The organism is Acetobacter tropicalis (genome assembly GCF_030644465.1).
Taxonomy (GTDB): domain Bacteria; phylum Pseudomonadota; class Alphaproteobacteria; order Acetobacterales; family Acetobacteraceae; genus Acetobacter; species Acetobacter tropicalis.
The window spans coordinates 3,327,485-3,347,959 of record NZ_JAUYUW010000001.1 but is presented as its reverse complement, the minus strand read 5'-3'; the positions used below and the strand labels follow the sequence as shown (position 1 = coordinate 3,347,959).

The window sequence follows — 20,475 nt, the reverse complement described above, 5'->3', positions numbered from 1 at the left end:
TCTTGCGACAGCATTTTATAAAATTATGGCTCTTTCACGCAGGAGTGACATCTTTCTTTCCTCACTCCACCCAATAAATCGTTTTTATCGATCAAAACAAACAGCCGATCAGCACGTTTTAGATTGCAATCCCGACCTTGGAAGAACCACAAACAAGCCCTACACGTCATAAGCCCATTTTTTCTGGAACTTTGCCTCCCTGATCGTGAGAAAAATATTTTCATCGCCACGCATTCAATATAACTATTTGAAAATATTATATTTAATATAAAAATCCGCTGAAAATCTGTTTTTTGGAAAACCCCAAGCGGCGCTTTAACTGGTATTTTCTCATCCTCCCTCCATTGGGAGCGTCAACACATATCATTGCCAGCTTTCGCCATAAGCATTATGGCGTAAAAAAGACACAAATGACCGATCGTTCATTCCGATGAAAAAGAGATAAACGCCTTTCTGTTCTCAACGCACCAGACCAAAAAGCAGCGGACCATGAGCCCTCAGCCAACCACCCCCTCTCAGCCAGCCCCCTCCCCTGCAGCACCCCGCACACCCAAACAAGTGGGCGTGGTTTTTGGCTGTATCGCTCTGATTGGAGGATTATGTGGTGCGGGCGTATGGTATTACTTTGCGCATAAAAATGATCTGCCGCAGAATATTGTCGTTAGTAACGGTCGGCTGGAAATGACCCGTCTGGATGTTGCCGTAAAATATCCCGGTCGCATCACGGAAATCACATTCCATGAAGGAGACAGCGTTCAAGCTGGGCAGCCCCTAGCCTACGAAGATAATGCTGAACTCAAAACACAACTTGATGGTGCCCATGCAAATTTTGCACAGGCACAAGAAACCGTAAGTCGTGCCAAAGCGGAGCAGGCAGCTGCACAGGCAGCAGCCATTCTTGCCAGTCAGGAATTGCGCCATGCCAGACAAATGGCGGCGCAACATCTGGTATCAGATATGGAAGTGCAGGAACGCCAGACCGCTTATACAACTCGCAGCCTTTCGGCACAGGCGGCAGAACATGCAGCAGCCTCTGCCCAGGCTGCAACACAGGCCGCTGCATCGCAGATAGCCCGACTTGAAACCATTCTGAACGACATGACGGTCAAAGCTCCTGTCAGTGGCTTGATCGAATACAAAATTGCTGAACAGGGGGCCGTGCTGGCAGGCGGAGGGCGTATTGCGTCCCTGCTTGACCCTTCTGATACCTATCTGACCGTCTTTTTTCCGTCTGAAACCGCTGGCAAGCTGCATGTGGGAGATGAAGCCCGCATTCAGCTAGACGCTCTCGGCAAGGACTTGATCCCGGCCCGCATCTCTTTTGTTTCTCCGGAAGCACAGTTTACGCCCAAATATGTGGAAACCGCCACCGAACGGGAAAAACTGGTCTACCGTGTCAAATTGCGGATCATGCCAGATACGGCCCAAAAACTGACCGGCGCACTTAAAGCGGGCATGACAGGAGAAGGCTATGTACGCACCAGCACGTCTGCCCTCTGGCCCTCCCCCGCACAGGAACAGGACTGATGTCTCCGTCCGCCCCCCTGCTCGCCAATGCAGATCACGCAGACATCCTGATACAGTCCCTCACGCATCGCTATGGCCAAATAGAAGCATTACAGGATGTTTCCCTGTCGCTCCCTGCGGGCACTACCATTGGGCTCGTCGGCCCTGATGGGGTGGGCAAATCAACCCTTCTGGGTCTGATTGCCGGGGTCCGCCGCATTCAAAGCGGCATGGTGACAACCCTTGGGGCAGATATGCGGAACACCCGCCAGCGTGAGGGCATCCTGCCGCGGGTCGCCTTCATGCCGCAGGGGTTGGGTCACAATCTTTATCCAACGCTTTCCGTGCGCGAAAATATCGATTTCTTCGCCCGCCTGTTCGGGCTCGACGCAGCCTACCGCGAAGCGCGGATCAAACAACTGCTGGAAGCCACAGGGCTTGCCCCTTTCCCTGATCGACCAGCCGGGAAACTGTCTGGCGGCATGAAGCAGAAAGTCAGCCTGTGTTGCGCCCTGGTGCATGACCCTGATCTGCTGATTCTGGACGAACCCACCACCGGCGTTGATCCCCTGTCACGCCAGCAGTTCTGGACACTGGTGGATACACTCCGCGCTGCTCGTCCTTCCATGACTGTTCTTGTTTCCACCGCTTACATGGAAGAAGCCGCCCGCTTTTCCTGGCTGGTGGCAATGGACGATGGGAAAGTTCTGGTCAGCGCCCCTACAGCCGATATTCTCAAGCAGACCGGACAGTCTACGGTTGAAAAAGCCTATATCTCCCTTCTGCCAGAAGAAAAACGTTCACAGGCCAGCGGTTTTTCCATTCCCCCGTATCAGGACCCTGGCGGAGAACCCGCGATTGAGGCTACAGGACTCACACGGCAGTTTGGGTCCTTTGTCGCGGTAGATCATGTCAGCTTCAGAATAGGCCGGGGAGAAATTTTCGGTTTTCTGGGCTCCAATGGCTGTGGCAAATCCACAACCATGAAAATGCTGACCGGCCTGCTGGATGCTACCAGCGGCACAGCCAAACTGTTTGGCAAACCGGTCTCCGCCAATGACATCAATGCCCGCATGCGCATTGGCTATATGTCGCAGTCATTCTCTCTTTATGAAGAATTGACTGTCCGGCAAAATCTGGTTCTACAAGCCAGACTCTACCGTGTTCCCGCAGCAGAGGCAGAAACACGGGTCGAACAGGCGCTGGATGACTTTGAACTCCGCCCCTTCGCCAGTGCCAGCCCTGCTGATCTCCCGCTTGGCATCCGCCAACGCCTGCAACTGGCCGCTGCGTGCATCAACACGCCTGATATCCTTATTCTGGATGAACCAACCTCAGGCGTGGACCCTGCCGCGCGGGACATGTTCTGGCGGCATCTGATTGACCTCTCCCGCAACAAGCATGTCACCATCTTCGTTTCTACACACTTCATGAACGAAGCCGCCTGTTGTGACCGTATTTCCCTTATGCATCGGGGCCGCGTTCTGGCCGTTGGCACGCCGGCGGACCTGACACGCAAACGCGGAGAAACATCTCTGGAAGCGGCCTTCATTGACTATCTACGCGATGAAGAAGCCCGCACAGACCCACAGCCGCCCACCGCTGCGTCCACTTCTCAGGCAGCACGTGTGACACAGCATGCTGCATCGTCTTCAAAACTGGTGACATGGCTTGCGCGCACGTGGGCATTTGCGCGCCGTGAAACCATAGAACTCCTGCGCGACCGCCTGCGGCTGGCCTTCGCCATTATGGGGCCGGTCGTTCTGCTGCTAGTGTCAGCTTACAGCATTTCCTTCGATGTCAACAAAATCAGTTACACCGTCCGCGATCATGACCACACCCATCACAGTCGGGAATTGATCGAAGTTTTCCAGGGTTCAAGTTATTTTACTGAAACCGCCCCCGCTGCCAGCGATGCCGACATGGCACAGCGGCTCCAGAAGGGAACAGTGCAGATGACCCTGGATATCCCGCCTGATTTTGGCCGTGACCTTGATGCCGGGCGCCATCCCTCCGTTGGTATTGGCATCAGCGGCGCCATGCCTTTTCTGGGGGCCAATATACGGGCCTACGCAACGGGTGCCCTGCTTCAATATGCGTCTTCTGCCGGAAAATCCCTGCCACGCGGAATGCTGCCCGCATCCCCCATCAGCATAGAACCCCGATTTGTCTATAATCAGGAATTCCGCAGTATTTACGCCATGACACCGGGTACCATCATGCTGGCGCTCATTCTTATCCCCACCATGCTGACAGCCCTAGGCGTTGTGCGGGAGAAGGAAATCGGCTCCATTGTCAATCTATACGCTTCCCCTGCCTCGGTTGGAGAATATCTGATTGGCAAACAGACCCCTTACGTTGCCCTCGCCACACTTTCCTATCTGGCGCTGGTTGTGCTCTCGGTTGTTGTCATGGGTGTGCCACTCAAAGGGTCTTTTCTAGCGCTGTCTCTCGGGGCCATCCTGTATATTTTCGCCTCAACCGGTTTCGGGCTGCTGATCTCGGTTTTTGTGCAGTCTCAGGTTGCGGCCATATTTGGCACAGCCATTCTTTGCCTGATCCCCGCCGTCAATTTCTCAGGGCTTCTTTACCCGGTTTCCACCCTTACCGGTATTTCCTACCAGGTGGGCAAGTTGTTCCCCGCCTCATGGTTTCAGCTTATCAGTCTGGGCAGCTTTACCAAGGGGGTGGGCTTTTCCGGGTTTCTCCCCATGTATGCGGCGTTGGCGGCTTTTGCCGCGAGCTACATGGTTCTGGCCCGCCTGCTGCTCCGTAAACAGGAGCGCTGAGGCATGAAAAACTGGCTTACCAATATTGGCCTTCTCTGCGGCAAGGAAATACGCAGCCTGGTGCAGGACCGTGTGCTGATAGCCCTGATTGTGTTTGCATTCACCGCAGGTGTTCTGGCTGTGGCCAATGGGGTCAAGGTCGAAGTGTCAAATGCAACGGTGGCCTTCATTGACCATGACCATTCCACGCTTTCCCTTAAACTGCGTGATGCCGTTTTACCGCCCTACTTCAAGCCGCCTGTTCTCACCACGCCAGAGGCCGCAGAAACCGGCATGGACAAAGGGGACTTCATTTTTGTTGTTGATATCCCGCCATCCTTTGAACGGGACGTTCTGGCTGGTCGCTCCCCTGCGCTGCAAATCCGGGTAGATGCCACAGCCATGACACAGGCCGGACTTGGCACGTCCTACCTGACACAGATTTTCATGAACGAGGTGCAGGCCGCAACACATGCCCCCGCTTTGACTGACTTCATGCCCTTTCAGATCAAAAGCAGGGTTTATTACAACCTGAACAGTGAATCCTTCCCGTTCATGTCGGTCATGCAGATTGTCACCAACATCACCATTCTCTCCATCATTCTCGTTGGGGCCGCCATTATCCGTGAGCGGGAACATGGCACGATCGAACATTTGCTCGTCCTCCCTGTTACCGCCAGTGAAATTGCACTCGCCAAGATCATCACCAACGGGCTGGCCATTTTCATCGCGGCCATGCTGTCTCTCTGGTTGGTTGTGCATGTCTGGTTAGGCGTGCATCTGGCTGGCTCCATTCCATTGTTTGCCTGCTGCACCCTGCTTTATCTGTTCTCCGCCACGGCGCTGGGGGTTATGCTGGCAACAGTTGCCCCCACCATGCCGCAGTTTGGCCTATTGGCGGTTCCGGTTTACGCCGTGGCATATCTGCTGTCCGGGGCAGCAACGCCGGTTGAAAACATGCCCACGCTTATTCAGAATATTGTCCGGTTTTTCCCGACAACCCAGTTTGTCACACTTTCTCAGGCCATTCTTTATCGCGGTGCCGGGCTCAATGCGATCATGATCCCTCTGCTCGCCATTACAGCGGCAGGCATCGTCTTTCTTGCCCTCGCCCTCGCGCGCTTCCGTTCCATGCTGACGAGCCAATCCTGATGCCAATACACCTTTTCACGCCCCACAGGTTCCTCCGGCCCAAACCTTTATTGACCTTTCTTCTGCTGCTTGCTGGATGTTCTCCCTTCTCCACCCACGCGCCACCCTCCAGTGTGGCAGTCCCTGCCCATTTCACACAGGATCCTGCTGGGGAACCGTCTGACCTGTCAGCATGGTGGCGCGCATGGCATGATCCCGCCCTGACATGGGCTATTGAAAACGCGCTGAAAGCCAATCCGGACCTTCGCATCGCCCGTGATCGCATTCTGCAGGCAGAGGCTACTCAAGCAGTCGCACGTTCCACCTTAGGACCGACGCTTGGCATTACGGGCAATATTGCAGGTGGCGGGATGGACTGGCGTAATCCCTACGATATTCCTGCGCGGGATGCCGGAACAGATGGCCACCTTGCAGGGCTTGCCGCCACTTGGGAACCTGATCTATTTGGCGGGCGTCATGCTGAAACCAAGGCCGCGCATGCCGTGGTTCTGGCTGAACAAGAAAAACTACACGGCGTCCAGATGGCCATAGCGGCAGATGTGGCAACACACTATGTACAGGTTCAGTCCCTCCGCAAGCAACTCACTCTTCTGGAGGAGAGCCTTGCCACACTCAACCGTCTGAAAACGTATGCACAGGCACGCTTTGCAGCCGGACAGGCTGTTTTATCCGATATTCAAAGTGTGGACGAAAAGATCAACACGCTTCAGGCCCGTCGTCCTCTCCTGCAAACCGCACTCAATGCATCCTTGCGGCGCATGGCCATTCTGGCCGGGCAACCGCCCGAAAGCGCGACCGTTCCGGTCTCCACCACATTCCTTATAACTCCCCCTGCCCCCGCAGGAGAACTCCCCGATACCGTCCTGCGCCGTCGCCCGGATGTTGCTGCTGCGGAAGACCTTGTCTCGGCCCGTCTCTATCATCTGAAAAGCACCAAGACTGATCTACTCCCCCGCTTTGGGCTACAATTTTTTGGAGGAGATGGCCGCCTGCGTTTTGATGGCATTCCAGGCCTTTCCGGCACAGGAGGCCTTGTAGCGCTGACCAGCTATTTACCCATTTTCACATCAGGCCGTATTCACGCCCGTATTGCGGCTGCCGATGCGCAGCTTGATGAGGCCGTTGCCACTTACGACAAAACCCTGCTTTCCGCTCTCGCAGATGTAGAAAACGCCTATGAGGCACGAACCAGCCAGGATCAGCGTATTCGGGACCTTTCAGCCGCCCTCAGCCAATCACGCTCCAATGAAACCGCCGCTCGCGGGCTGTACGAAGGTGGGCAGCGCACCTTGCGTGATATTCTGGATGCCAAACTGGATACACTCTCCGTAGAAAATGCCCTCACGCAGGCCGTAGCCCAACAGCAGATTGCTACGGTTACGTTGTCTTACGCTCTTGGTGGCGGTTGGCATTAAACTTTCGCGGCTTGCAATAAAAAAGGGGACGCTTGTGCGCCCCCTTCTCTCCAGACATTCAGTCTGACTGACAATACCACGAGGGTACCATCCTCTTGGCGGCTGCTTTCTTTAACTGCTTTGCTCTGTTTCAACATGATCAAGAGTGCGGGGAAAAGCGCCGGGATTAAACGCCGCCAGCATGATCCCCACAAGAGTGATGATAACGGCCGCCGGACACAAAACGGCAAAGCCCAAAGTGCTCAGCAAATGCCCACCCACGGCAGAACCGAGTAAAATGCCAAAATTGCTGGCACTGTTAATGGCAGCACCCGCCACATCTGCACTGGTCGCACGGGCACGAATGGCCCCAGACATCACAAAGGGAATAACGCCAGCATACCCCGCACACCATATCCCCACAGCCGCTACGGCGGCCCAGGCAGAAAGCAGATGCCCATATACCAGCCCCATGCCAACAAGCATGGCCAGCCCGCCACCAAACAAGCCTGCCGCAGGCCAGCGATCCACCACTTGCCCTGCCCCCCATAGGCCCAGAACACTTACCCCGCCTGTCAGAAGCAAGGCTACACTCAACATGCTTTCCGACAGACCATGCTGAAGCAGGAGCGGAGAGACATACGTATAAAGGAGGTTATGGGCAAAAAAGAATACGGCATCCACCGCCACAACCACTAGAAAAATACGCATGGCGTAGCGTGATCTTACCGTTGGAAGCTGCGGGCTGCCGCCAGCAGGTGCCCGGACGCGCGGAAGGTAGAGCGCAATAAAAAGCGTCAACAGCAGGGAAAGTCCGGTCATGATATAAAGTGCCACACGCCAGCCCGCAAAATGCCCGATGGCCGCAGCCCCCGGTACACCCAGCACAGACCCCAGGGACGTACCTCCATACACAAAGGAAATGGCGCGCCCGGTCATTTTCTCCGGCACCAGATAAGCGGCATAGGCTGAGGCAATGGACATCAGCAACGCATGAGCGGCGCCCCCAAGCGCCCGGCCAAGGCACAGCACCAGAAATGAGGGAGCCAGAGCCGAGATAAGATTGGAGACAACATACCCAATCAGGCACAGGAGCATCAGAAACTTACGGTCCATCCGCCCTGTCAGGATCGTCAAAGGCACGGCGCCAAACGCAACCAGAAGCGCATAAGCGCTCACGGCCAGTCCGGCATGTCCTTCACTGATCTGAAATGCCTGTGACATATCAATCAGAAGTCCCACAGGCGCGACTTCTGTTGTTACGGCAATAAAAGTCGAGGCAAAAAGTGCGCACAGTCCCGCAATGGCTTGCCCTGAAAGCGTTTTAAACAGCATGAATGTCCTGACAGAAACAATGACCTTATCCGGCCAGATGAGCAGGGGCTTTTGGCATGTTTAAAAGCTGACGGGAAGCCAGAAGAAATCAAGTTTTCCGGCTGCCCCCAAAATCACATCAGAAAATAATGCACTCTATTTTTTATGGAACGTCTTTACCTGATCTGCCGTCACGTGGGGGTTACCGCTGCCATACTGCGCCATCACGTAATTGACCACATCGGCAACTTCACCATCGTTCAGACGCTGCACATCCGAGCCCCCATCAAATCCGGGCATGAAAGCCTCTGTCTTGCCTACTGTACGATGCACACCATACAGTACCGTCATAATCAGGTTATCCGGGCGGGAAGCCCCCACGACTGAATTAGCAAACAGAGACGGTACATACTTGTTGCGGGCCCCTGCTCCATCATCCCCATGGCATGCCGCACAATTTGCACCGTAAACCGCGCCACCTTTAAACGCAGTTACATCATCAATTCGCGTAAGATCACCACTGCGAATATCCGGCTGGACCGTGGCTTCGCCAAAGCTGTCTCTTGGCTTGTGTGCCGCGTCTTCATCATAAGGAGAAACCTGCAAGATATAGGCAGCAAGAGCGTGAAGATCAGCGTCTGTCAGATGGCTGGTACTGTGCTCCACGGCCTCAGCCATTGGCCCCGCGGCCTGACTGCGGCCCGAAACTGCGCCGGCTTGCAGATAGCGCACCAAATCATCCTCGCTCCAGTCTCCAATCCCGCTTGTTTTGCTGGATGTAATATTGGGCGCATACCAGCCGTCAAGCGGTCCGCCCCCCAGATACTGGTCCTGCTTTTCGCTCAGAATGAAGTTTCGCGGTGTATGGCAGGTGCCACAATGTTCCAACGCGTTTGCCAGATAACGCCCTCGGCGCATTTTATCAAAGCTGGCGGAATCCCCAGTCTCAGCCTGATTATGATTGGCCAGCATATTCCAGCCTGCCATGGCAGTTCTGACACTAGCCGGAAAGGAGAGAGATGTTTGGGGTGGTGTTTCCGCTACTGGTTTCACCGCATGCATGAACCATGCATACAGGGCCTTCACATCCCCATCTGTCAAACCCGAATAAGAAACGTAGGGCATGGCGGGGTAAAGATAGGAACCATCTTTACGGATACCGTGCCGCACACTTTTTTCAAAGTCTTCTTCAGTATAAGCACCAATCCCGTGCTCTGGGTCCGGCGTAATGTTGGTGGAAACAATATCCCCCATTGGCGTGGCAATTTTCAAACCACCGGCAAAGGGCTTGCCTCCTGGCTTGGTATGGCACGCAACGCAATCTGCCGCCGTGGCCAGATACCCACCGCGCTCAATCAAAGCAGCATCTGGCGTATCCGCCGCTTTACTGCGAGAAGGAATGCCTGCCAGAACAGTGCCTGCAACCAAAAGGGAGACAAAAACTTTACGGACGGTATCAGGCATGTGTCAGTTCTTTTTTAAGCGTATCCGCAACGCGAAGAGCAAGCGCCGCAACCGTTAACGTAATATTGCCTGTTCCCACTGATGAAAAAACGGAAGAGCTGGCAATAAACAGGTTTTCATGATCATGCGTACGGCACTCACCATCCACGACAGAATCCTTGGGGTCCACCCCCATGATTGTGCTGCCTGCGGGATGATCCTGCGGAAAATAACCCGGTGTCCATTGCTCATCCCGACCATGCATCAAGCCGATCAGATCCTTGAAAAGCCCGCGCGTATGATCACAGCTTTTTACGGTATACTCTGGCAGTTTGTAATATACTTCCGGATGCGGAAGCCCTAGAATATCCTTATGGGTTTTGCTGAGTGTCAGCCTGTTTTCAGGGTCTGCCAGTCCTTCATTGTGGCTGAACAGCCTTACGGTGTGAGACGCAAGATACCGGATCTGCTCTTCCAGTTCCTTGCCCACATATCCTTTTGAAATTGCCAGAGAAGTCGCCAGATCAACCTGATTGTCATCCACCATATGCACAAGATAGGCACCGCGTTCCGAACGCCAGTCTCCATCTCGGAAATTGTCAATCACATTGGTTTCCAAAGGCCCACGGCCCGGCCACAACGCTTCATCGCCACTGATAAACGTTACCTGTACGCCCGTATGGTCCATCATGTTGCGGCCAACGTGGCCGGAACTGTTCGCCACGCCATCCGGGCTTTTATCATCTGCAGAAACCAGAAGCAGTTTTGCGGTTTCAATGCAGTGCGCCGCAATAACAAAATATTTGCCCGTTACACGATGAGATCCTTTATCAGGATCAAAGTAATGCACGGCGGTTACGCGCTTGTTGGCATCATCACGTTCTATTTTGTACACAACGGCGTTTGGCACAAACTGCGCACCCGCAGCCTCTGCATGATAGACGGAATAACTGCCGTTATACATGGCCCCGATAGGGCAGATGGGCATGCAGTTGTTATGGCCCTCGCATGTAGGCCGGTTATCATACGGGCGTGTATTCCGGGCCTGCGGTTCATGCACAACCCGTAACGGTGTCTTCTCGGAAATCAGTTTCCGGAACTGCTGGGCGGCATAGGAAATGGGCAACGCCTCCATGGGGTAAGGCTGCTTGCGCGGAGAACCCAAATCTTCCTTAGCCGGATCAGGACCGCACACCCCCATCATGACCTCGGCCTGATAGTAAAACGGCTCAAGATCATCATATTTCAGGGCCCAGTCCCGCCCCTGCCCATAACGTGACCGCAGTTCGAAATCAGAGGGGAGATATCGCCATGCACACCCAGCCCAATGCCACGTGGTTCCACCCATCATCCGTAGATAGACCTGCTGATAGGCTTCAGCATCCGGCCCCGTCGTATGCAGATACTCATTCGGCGTCATCTGGTTAGGGGGATGTCTGGCCCACGGCACAGCCGGAAACGGCCCCTGATAGGACGGCTTGTTTTCCAGGTTGCGAAAATTTTCCACAAAATGCTGACGATCCACCCGAGGACCGGCTTCCAGCACAATCACGGAAATACCCGCCCGCGCCAGTTCATTCGCGATGGAACTTCCCGCAACACCGGAGCCGACAATCACCACATCGGCGCTAAGAGTCTGTTCAGAAGACATATTTCAAATCCGGTTTATCAGGTTGGTTCCACAACAAATTTGGACGGAGAAAGCCCCGGCTCACCCGTGGGAAGCGGCACTTCAGGCGGCTTTGATGTCCAATAGAACGGCCCACCCGTTGCGTAGGTCTTGGGGTAGACGGCATCTTTCGTAATGTCGAACATCAGGGCGGACCGATAGACAACCACCTTCTGGGCTGCCACCCCGCGATACCATCCTGTCATGATATCGTGAATCACATCCTTAAAGACAGGATCAGCCTGTTCGGCTGCTTTCGCCAGTGCCTGCGCACTCTCAAAGTGCTTTTGCTGTAAAAGCGCGTGCAATCTGCTGATCTGCTCTTTTCTCTCCGGCACAGCTTGCACAATGCGGGCATAAAGAGCGTTGCCAATAGCAGGAGAAAGCGTTTCCCGGTCTGTCAAACGGAGGGAAAGCGTAAGAAACTGCGCAGCATCGGCCACACCCGGCGCAGATGCCTCTGGCGGCTCGGCAGCGTGCGCAGTTACGGAGACCACAGCCGCCCCCATTCCCGCCAGAAGAACATCCCGACGAGACATCCTCAGCATACGGTTCATCCGCATACCGTTGGGGGAACTGTGATGCACATCCACCGGGAAACTATATCGCTCTGCCGCCACGTAGCACGCCTTCTCTCAAGTGATGTGCCCGTTAACAGCGTTTTCGACGACTGGACACAATACAAGCCCCCTCGTTACCCTCGTTCAGGGGCATGCGACAAGAAGGGCAGTGAGATTGTTGCTATACGGAAAGGTCATATATGCTTGAAAAGCGCACTCTACTGCGCCTTATCAGGCATAAAAAACAGAAAATGTCTGATTCTAAAAATATAGACAAGCCAGTTCAGGCACCAACAATACGAAGAATGCTCTCTACATTAAATTCAATTCGTTTTTCCAGCATTTCAGGCGCCATAAGATCACATCTAAAAACAATGGACCCCGTATATCTGTTTGTCAGGTAATAATAGCCAAGTGCCGCTATGGAAATATGCAACTGCATGGCATCTATGCCTTTGCGGAACACACCACTTTTCTGCCCTCGGGCCAACAGGTTTTCCAACATGTGCAGCCGGTTTCTGCTCACACTTTTCAGAACACCGGAACTACCCAGATGCACTCCCTTATGCAGGTTCTCACTATTTACAAGCGTAATAAAATCCGGGTTTTCTAGGTAATAAGTCCATGTAAATCTTACAAAACGCTCCAACGCCACTCTGGGTTCAAGATGATCCAGCTTCAGCTTGCGTTCCGCCTCATACAGATCACTATAAGCTTCTTCAAGAACCTTGGTAAAAAGCGCTTCCTTGCTACCAAAGTAGTGGTAAATCATCCGCTTGTTGGCTTCAGCTTTCTCAGCAATGACATCAACCCGGGCACCAGCCAGTCCACTCATGGCAAATTCATGCTTTGCGGAGGAAAGAATACGTTTCTGGGTGGCTTCCGCATCCCGTTTATGGGGAGTACGCGCAGACGCAGCGTTCTTACCAGGCAGACTATCGTTGCCTTCCTTGCTTTCTGCCTGCGTCATGCCATTCCCTCACTTAAAGTGCATGCAAATCAATCATCACTCAGATACATTCTGGAGCAACGTGTAAGGATATCGTGATTTCCTCTAAGTAACAAGATATTTACCTAAAGCCACAGCTCCAGACCATAAAGCAACACGCACATGAGTGGTTCAAAAAAGAGGTTTTCTCGCCCTCGCCACCCCAATCACACCGCCAATGGTTGCCTCCGCCCAGACAAAACAAGATCAGGGAACAGACCTCCATCGCCTGCCCCCCTCCTTTTAATCTGGCGCAACACCTTCCAACTGTCAGGCCGCTTCTTTGTTCCGTGCCAGCTCCGCTACCATAGACGGTTGAAAAAGAGCCCCATCCATTTCTTTCAGAGAGGATGACACGAGAAGCGGCACTTCCGCCTGATCAAGGATCTGGCTTTGCAGATCAATACCCGGAGCAATTTCCGTCACCATCAGGCCCTGAGATGTTAATTTCATGACACACCGTTCCGTCACGTAAAGAATTTCCTTCCCTTCCGCGATCGCCCTTGGGCCGGAAAAGGATGTCTGATCCAGTTTCTCAACTATTTTTGGCACGCGGCCTTCCCGATCCACCCGCACCTTACCATCAGCAATGCCCAGCTTTGCGCCCGCATTGAAATAGCCTGAAAAGATGATGCGCTTGGCATGAGACGTAATATCCACAAAGCCGCCCGCCCCCGCCGTAACATGAGGGCGCGCCGCCAGATTAGAAACATTGACAGACCCCATGCGGTCAATTTGCAGGAAAGACATCAGGGAGACATCAAATCCACCGGCCTGAAAATAGGTAAATAACTGCGGGGAAGCGACAAAACATTCTGCATTGGAAGAACAGCCAAATTTGAAATCAAGCAGCGGGATACCACCAACGGCTCCTTGCTCAATCACCCATGTCACCTCCCCATGTCGGCCTTCTTCAAGCAGGATTCTGGGCACATTGGCGGAAATTCCAAAGCCGATATTAACAGCCCAACCCGGCTTCAACTCCTGCGCCACCCGCCGCGCCATCACCTTGGCGGCATCAAACTCAGGCAGACTAAAACTGTCCAGAGGCCGAAATACTTCACCTGAAATAGCTGGATCATACGGGGTTGCGGTTGTTTGCAACTGCTCAGGCGCTTCTACAACATAATCTACCAGAATACCGGGCACACGCACATCATGAGGCCGCAATGTACCAGACTGCGCAACACGCTTCACCTGCGCAATAACAATCCCTCCACTATTGCGCCCGGCAAGCGCAATCTCCATCGCACCGATATAAGCCCCCTCATTCTCAAAGGTCAGATTGCCGCGTTCATCCGCCGTACTCGCTCGAATAATAGACACATCGGGCCGCAATGCATTGAAATATAGCCACTCCTGCCCTTTGAAAGTAATCCGCTCCACAATGGGCTTCTGCCGGGCCGCTTCATTTATGGCGCACCCTTCCAGTTGCGGATCAACAAACGTTTCCATCCCTACCTGTGTCATCACACCTGGCCGTAGGGCCGCACCCTCCCGCAGCATATCAAAAATAATGCCACTCGGCACATTGTAGGCAGCAACCTGATTATCACTGATCATCTGCCGAATAAGGGGTGGCTCCATGGAAGACGGACCAGAAGGAAACGACCCCCCAATAATAGTGGAAAGAAGGCCGGGCTGCGCAACATGATCCACGCCTTTGGTACCAAACATGTCCCCTGCGGCAATGGGGTGAATGGTGGTTATGCCTCTCGGTCCCCCTTTATCCCGAAACCTGGCACCAATTGCCGCCAGAACTTCATCAGGGCAGCATAAGCCGCTTGATGAGTTGACGGCGATAACGGCTCCGTCCTTGATAAACTCAGCAACTTCTGCGGCGCTTTTGATCTTGGACATCTGTTTTCAGCTTTCCAGCTATTTTTAACTATCTGGTTATTTATATTTTGAGCCATTGTAACCCACAAGAACAATCTGTTCTGCTTTGGTCGTTCCGGCCCTTTTCCCCTCTTTGTGATGACACACTTAGAGTTTTTGGGTAAGCTCGGGAAGAACGGTAAAAAGGTCTCCCACAATGCCATAATCCGCAATCCCGAAAATGGGAGCTTCTTCATCCTTATTGATGGCAACAATCACCTTGGAATCTTTCATTCCGGCAAGGTGCTGAATGGCGCCCGAAATACCCGCCGCAATATACAGGTCTGGCGCAACTACCTTCCCTGTTTGCCCTACCTGCCAATCATTGGGAGCATAGCCAAGATCCACAGCCGCACGGCTTGCGCCAACGGCTCCGCCCATCTTGTCCGCGAGACTGATAATACACTCAAAATTTTCTCTAGACCCAATTCCACGGCCGCCAGACACCACCACCCGGGCAGACGTCAGTTCAGGCCGCTCAGAGATAACAGACTGATCTTCCACCCATTGAGAAAGACAGGGCAGCGTCTCCTCATCCAGCGTCTCAATGAGGGCCGCTTCAGTCTGCGCCACGGCAGAAAACACAGACGTTCTTATTGTAAATACCTTTATCTTATCAGTGGACTTTACTGTCTGAATGACATTCCCGGCAAAAACTGGACGTTCAAATGTTTCTGCATCCTGCACGGCAGTCACATCCGTCAGAACCATAACATCCAATAAAGCTGCAACCCGAGGAAGAACGTTTTTAGAAAATGCCGTGGCGCCCGCAGCAATATGGCTATAGTGCGGAGCCAACCCGACAATCAGAGCCGCCACAGGTTCTGCCAACCCATGCTCCAATGCATTGTTACGGGCAATCAGGACCTTGGTCACCCCCTCCAAATGCGCCGCAGTGCTGGCAGCATTTTCAGTCACGTCTCCCACCAAAAGAAGATGAACCTCCCCCAGCGGTTTGAGAGCGTCCAGCGCTCTGGCAACCGTATCAGTCGCAAGCTGGCCATTTACGCTTTCACCAAGCAATAAAACAGTCATCAGATCACTCCTGCCTGATTTTTTAGTTTCTCGATCAGTTCATCAACAGAACCTACTTTTACCCCCGCACTCCGCTGGGCTGGCTCCACCGTACGCACCACCTGCAAACGCGGCGTGATATCCACACCAATGTCTGAAATTGTCTTTTCTTCCATAGGCTTTTTCTTGGCCTTCATGATGTTGGGCAGAGAGACATAGCGCGGCTCATTCAAGCGAAGGTCAGCCGTCACAACTGCAGGCAGATTTACCCTGATTGTCTGCAAGCCACCGTCCACTTCACGCGTAACCGTGGCTGCTCCATCTTTAATCTCCACTTGAGAGGCAAACGTTGCCTGCCCCCACCCCAGTAAGGCCGCAAGCATCTGCCCCGTGGCATTCATATCATTATCAATGGACTGCTTACCCATCAGCACCAGATCAGGTTTTTCTGTCTCAACCAGCTTGGTAAGGATTTTTGCAACCGCCAAAGGCTCAAGGTCGTCATTCACATCGGTGGATGTCTCAACCAGTATCGCCCGATCTGCTCCCATCGCAAGCGCTGTGCGTAAGGTATCACGCGCCTGCCCCACGCCGGCAGAAACAGCTACCACCTCTGTAGCCAGCCCTTTTTCCTTAAGGCGAACAGCTTCTTCCAGAGCTATTTCGTCAAATGGGTTCATGGACATTTTCACACCAGACAGATCAACTCCACTGCCATCTGCCTTCACTCTCACCTTAACGTTATAGTCAACAACCCTTTTTACCGGAACAAGAATTTTCATCACACCCTCGTATTTCAACAAACAGTACGAAAACGTTCAACCATGATATCCAGCACGTCTTCCGGGCTTCGTTTCCACCAATTGTTTGCAGAGAAGATTTCCACTTCACAAAATCCGTTATAACCTGCCGCTTCCACCGCTGCCCGAATGGGTTTCAAAGCCACCACCCCATCCCCCATCATTCCGCGGTCAAGCAGGATATCGCTCGTCTGGGCCAACCAGTCACAGAGGTGATATCCAAAAATGCGCTGGCCAGCCCGTTGAATCTGGTAGCGTAAATCCGTATCCCACCAGACATGATAAACATCTATGGCAACACCCAGGCCCGGAGCCTCCACCATGTCACAGATATCCAGCGCATCTCGGGTGGTTGTCAGGCACGAGCGATCTCCGCCATAGGCTGGATTCAAGGGCTCCAATGCCAGCTTAACCCCACATGCATCTGCATACGGGACAATTTCCTCCAAATAGCCTGCTACCAGCTTAAGGCTATCTTCCACCCCTTTTGTTCCGGGCTGAACGCCTCCTGTCACAATAGTTAAAACTGGCGCGCCTATTTCCGCAGCCAGATCCAAGGCTGAACGAAAGTCATCAATCACAGCCTGCTTTCCCACCGGCGCCATTGGCCCTACCAGAAACGGCGACCGGCATAGCCCGGCCACATGGACACCAACCTCGCGCGCACAGCGCGCTATGTCAGCACCACGCCCTGCCACCTCCCGCCTCCAAAAGACAATGCCGCCAATCCCGCGCCTAGCGCATGCATCCAGAGTTCGCTCAGGCGACCAGCCTGCCCCTGCACCGGACACATTATGCCCCAAGCTGGCGGTATTCAGCGCCAATGCGGAAAGATCATGCGTGAAATCCCGCATTTCAGGCTCCGTAAACCGCCAGAAGTGACGTCATGCGATGCACTGCCTTTTCTGGATCACGTAACAGGCCACACTGATCAGCCTGCCTGAAAATTTCGGTAAAATAGGGCAAAGGCCGAAGAGCCTGAGCACCGTTCACCATAACAAAATGATCCTGAAACCCATTCAGCCAGGCAAGAAACACTACGCCAGTTTTATAATATTGCGTGGGAGCCCGAAAAATTGTGCGGGCAAGAGGTACTGTAGGGTCCAGAGTGGAACGGAAAGCAGCTTTGTCTCCCTCTCCAAGCTTAGAGACGGCATACGCAGCAGCAGGTTCCAGAGGATCAAAAATACCCAGAAGGGCATGACTGAAACCCTGATTATCTCCTTCAATCAGTTCCGGATAATTGAAGTCATCTCCGGTATACATTTTCACACCGTCAGGCAGGCGTCGCCGCAGAATGATTTCTTTCTGTTTGTCCAGAAGGGAGATTTTTATACCATCGACCTTGCTTTTGTTGGTCTCAATAATTTCCAGAACAGTTTCCAGGGCGGTCTCAAAAGATGTGCTTCCCCAATATCCCGCCAGTGCAGGGTCAAACATTTCCCCTAGCCAGTGTAGAATAACGGGATGATCACAGGCGGAGAGAACATCTGAATAAACACGCAGATAGTCCCCCGCGTTGGTGGCTACTTTCACAAGAGCGCGGCTTGCCATAAGGATCAACCGGCCACCTACGGCCTGAATAGCCTCAACCTGCTCCAGATAAGCCCGAACCACATCGTCAATTGATCGTGCATCCTGCGGCGCCAAATGATCTGTGCCGCATCCGTTCCCCACCAGCGCATCTGGCAATTCTTTACGTGTCTGTGTAACCAGTTCCAACGCTCTGGGCCAATCCAGCCCCATACCACGCTGCGCTGTATCCATAGCCTCCGCAATGCCAATCCCTAAACCTGCAAGGTACCTGCGGAATTCAAGAGTTTTCTCCCAATCTATCGCAGGTGATCCGGATGGATCATTATTCGTAAAGGGATCGGCAACCACATGCGCGGCTGAATAAACAATCCGTGCCGGATGAGAAGGAAGAACGGCCTCGGGTAACGGAACACCCGTCAGACAATAATCCGTCTTCTGACCACTGATATCTGGAAGAGCTATTTTCATGGTCATCCTCAAAAACGAGGGACCAGCATTCCGGCATCTGCCGAAATTGCCTGTCCTGTCACATAGGGAAGTTTGCCAGTTGCAAGGCTTGTGATGATGGCCCCAATCTCCGCAGGTGTGCCAACACGCGGAAAAAGGGTCAGGCCATCCTCAGCCCGTTTCTGGTAGCTCTCAATAACCGGCGCTGTCATTTCTGTAGCTATAAGCCCGGGCTGCACATCATAAACCGCTATGTTTTCAGCCCCCAGCCGCACGGCAAGAGTGCGGGAAATCATGGCGGCCGCCGCTTTTGATGCACAATATTCGGAGCGCTGAACAGCAACGGCTACCGCGTTGGAAGACGTTACATTCACAATGGAATAAAACCGCTCGTCGTCCCGTTTTCGGGAAAGTAAACGCCGTGCAAAAGATTGAGAGAGAAAAAAGAGTGCCTTGGCATTGACATTCACGCAACGCTCCCAGCTGGCCTCCGTCACATCCAGCAGGTCTCCACGTTGAAGAACTCCTACCCCCGCATTGTTCACCAATGTCGTCAACGGCCCCAAAGTGTCTTCAATGCAGGAAAGCTTTGCTGCGTATTCTGTGCAATCCGTTACATCAAAGGGGGCTGCTACTACCGGCCCACCATATTCTGAGACTTTAGCAACCGCGCTCTTAAGCTCTTCATTATCCGCTGGGCCATTGAGTGCAACAGCAAAACCGGCTTTGGCAAGAACCTCAGCCGTGGCCAGCCCTATGCCACGGGAAGATCCTGTAACAAGCGCGACCTGCCTCATGAACGTGCGCCTTTACGCAGCAATTCACGCGCAATAATCATACGCTGAATCTGATTTGTTCCTTCATAAATCTGGGTGATTTTTGCATCTCGGTAAAGACGTTCAACTTCAAAACCACGGATATAACCAGAGCCGCCAAAAACCTGCACCGCGTCAGCCGTCCGAGCCACTGCCATATCCCCGGCAAAACATTTCGCCATGGAACAGGAACGCGTGGCATCCAGCCCACGATCAATCTTGCTCGCGGCGGAATAAACAAGCAGACGGGCTGCTTCAATATCCTTTGCCATATCTGCCAGTAGCCACTGCACGCCCTGGAATTCGGAAATATGCTTTCCAAACTGTTTGCGCGTACCGGCATAATCCACGGCGGCTTCCAGTCCTGCCTGCGCAATACCTACGGCAAGGGAAGCAATCCCCACGCGTCCTTTATCCAGAACACTCATCATCATATGGAAACCACGGCCTTCTTCCCCCAGAAGCGCATCTGGGCCTAACCGGACATCCTGAAAATCAAGCCCCCCTACCTGACTGGCTCTTTGTCCCATCTTGTGCTCTTTGGGTCCGCGATCCACTCCCTGCGCATGAAGATCCACAATAAATATGGACATACCCCTGTTACCGGCATCCTTGTTGGTGCGCGCCAGCACAAAGCCCGTATCTGCTACGGGAGCATTATGAATCCAGATTTTACCACCATTCAGCACCCAACCGTTTCCATCACGCTCAGCAGTTGTACGAATGCCTGATACATCTGTTCCGGCTTCCGGTTCTGTTATGCAATAAGCGACTTTCCGCCGCATGGAGAGTATTTCAGGTAGGATCTTACGCTGGCTCTCCGTCCCATGGCGCACCAGAAGGGTTGAAATCAGTTCCACCAACCCACATTGGTCCGCAATACTGGCGTAACCGCGGGACAGTTCTTCCATCACCACGGCATAGGTCAGCGTATCAAATCCGGGCCCGCCCAATTCTTCCGGTACGCCAATACCGAATAGCCCAAGCTCAGCCATCTGATCATAAATTTCGGAAGGGAAGCGCTCTTCCCGGTCAAGCGCTTCCGCTGCGGGGCGGATTACTGCATCTACAAAAGACCGAGTGGTTTCCAGAACCTGTTCCTGCACTTCATTAAGAAACATCTTTGAAATCCTACTTTATGAACTATCTGGTTACATACATTGAGTGGCACGATAAGATCAAGAAAAGAGA

At 53.3% G+C, this 20,475-nt stretch carries 16 protein-coding genes; 4 read left to right on the top strand and 12 right to left on the bottom strand.

The features are described from left to right. Window positions 1-489: 489 nt before the first annotated feature. From QWU00_RS15090 to QWU00_RS15075, 4 genes are read left to right on the top strand one after another with little or no spacing between them, the layout of a single operon-like run. Window positions 490-1,527, top strand: a complete 1,038-nt coding sequence (locus tag QWU00_RS15090; protein WP_035382171.1) for an HlyD family secretion protein — start codon at window positions 490-492, stop codon at window positions 1,525-1,527. Continuing rightward, window positions 1,527-4,295 carry a ribosome-associated ATPase/putative transporter RbbA gene (rbbA, locus tag QWU00_RS15085; RefSeq protein ID WP_052051532.1) on the top strand — a complete coding sequence of 923 codons (2,769 nt, stop codon included), beginning with the start codon at window positions 1,527-1,529 and terminating at the stop codon, window positions 4,293-4,295. Before QWU00_RS15090 ends, rbbA begins: the two co-directional genes overlap by 1 nt. Before the next feature lie 3 nt (window positions 4,296-4,298). Further along, the gene (locus QWU00_RS15080; protein ID WP_035382172.1) at window positions 4,299-5,426 is read left to right on the top strand and encodes an ABC transporter permease; all 1,128 of its coding nucleotides are present in this window, start codon (window positions 4,299-4,301) and stop codon (window positions 5,424-5,426) included. 50 nt (window positions 5,427-5,476) lie between these two features. Further along, on the top strand, window positions 5,477-6,841 hold the full coding sequence (locus QWU00_RS15075; protein ID WP_052051533.1) for a TolC family protein: 1,365 nt from the start codon (window positions 5,477-5,479) through the stop codon (window positions 6,839-6,841). A gap of 111 nt (window positions 6,842-6,952) precedes the next feature. On the opposite strand, the gene QWU00_RS15070 is transcribed toward QWU00_RS15075, so the two are convergent. The 12 genes from QWU00_RS15070 to QWU00_RS15015 form a co-directional block, all read right to left on the bottom strand. After that, window positions 6,953-8,155, bottom strand: a complete 1,203-nt coding sequence (locus QWU00_RS15070; RefSeq protein WP_035382174.1) for an MFS transporter — start codon at window positions 8,153-8,155, stop codon at window positions 6,953-6,955. A 135-nt stretch (window positions 8,156-8,290) separates the two neighbouring features. Further along, window positions 8,291-9,598: a cytochrome c gene (locus tag QWU00_RS15065; RefSeq protein ID WP_035382175.1), complete on the bottom strand. Its 1,308-nt coding sequence runs from the start codon at window positions 9,596-9,598 to the stop codon at window positions 8,291-8,293. Next, a complete protein-coding gene (locus QWU00_RS15060; RefSeq protein ID WP_035382176.1) occupies window positions 9,591-11,228 on the bottom strand; it encodes a GMC family oxidoreductase in 1,638 nt (545 codons plus the stop codon). Before QWU00_RS15060 ends, QWU00_RS15065 begins: the two co-directional genes overlap by 8 nt. Window positions 11,229-11,245: 17 nt before the next feature. Continuing rightward, window positions 11,246-11,866, bottom strand: coding sequence for a sorbitol dehydrogenase family protein (locus QWU00_RS15055; protein WP_035382177.1), 621 nt, complete (start codon window positions 11,864-11,866; stop codon window positions 11,246-11,248). Between the two features lie 223 nt (window positions 11,867-12,089). Continuing rightward, a complete protein-coding gene (locus QWU00_RS15050; RefSeq protein ID WP_081939144.1) occupies window positions 12,090-12,776 on the bottom strand; it encodes a TetR family transcriptional regulator in 687 nt (228 codons plus the stop codon). A gap of 288 nt (window positions 12,777-13,064) precedes the next feature. Further along, window positions 13,065-14,654, bottom strand: a complete 1,590-nt coding sequence (locus QWU00_RS15045; RefSeq protein WP_035382178.1) for an acyl CoA:acetate/3-ketoacid CoA transferase — start codon at window positions 14,652-14,654, stop codon at window positions 13,065-13,067. 126 nt (window positions 14,655-14,780) lie between these two features. Continuing rightward, window positions 14,781-15,707 carry an electron transfer flavoprotein subunit alpha/FixB family protein gene (locus QWU00_RS15040; RefSeq protein WP_035382179.1) on the bottom strand — a complete coding sequence of 309 codons (927 nt, stop codon included), beginning with the start codon at window positions 15,705-15,707 and terminating at the stop codon, window positions 14,781-14,783. After that, complete coding sequence (locus QWU00_RS15035) at window positions 15,707-16,468, bottom strand: electron transfer flavoprotein subunit beta/FixA family protein (protein ID WP_035382180.1); 762 nt, start codon at window positions 16,466-16,468, stop codon at window positions 15,707-15,709. Before QWU00_RS15035 ends, QWU00_RS15040 begins: the two co-directional genes overlap by 1 nt. A gap of 14 nt (window positions 16,469-16,482) precedes the next feature. Continuing rightward, complete coding sequence (locus tag QWU00_RS15030; RefSeq protein ID WP_035382181.1) at window positions 16,483-17,340, bottom strand: sugar phosphate isomerase/epimerase family protein; 858 nt, start codon at window positions 17,338-17,340, stop codon at window positions 16,483-16,485. Between the two features lies 1 nt (window position 17,341). Continuing rightward, entirely contained in the window at window positions 17,342-18,496 is a 1,155-nt protein-coding gene (locus QWU00_RS15025) for a dihydrodipicolinate synthase family protein (RefSeq protein WP_197056334.1), read from the bottom strand. Between the two features lie 2 nt (window positions 18,497-18,498). Further along, window positions 18,499-19,266, bottom strand: coding sequence for a 3-ketoacyl-ACP reductase (locus QWU00_RS15020; RefSeq protein WP_035382182.1), 768 nt, complete (start codon window positions 19,264-19,266; stop codon window positions 18,499-18,501). Then, a complete protein-coding gene (locus tag QWU00_RS15015; protein ID WP_035382183.1) occupies window positions 19,263-20,405 on the bottom strand; it encodes an acyl-CoA dehydrogenase family protein in 1,143 nt (380 codons plus the stop codon). The genes QWU00_RS15020 and QWU00_RS15015 overlap by 4 nt, the downstream gene beginning before the upstream one ends. Between the last annotated feature and the right edge of the window lie 70 nt (window positions 20,406-20,475).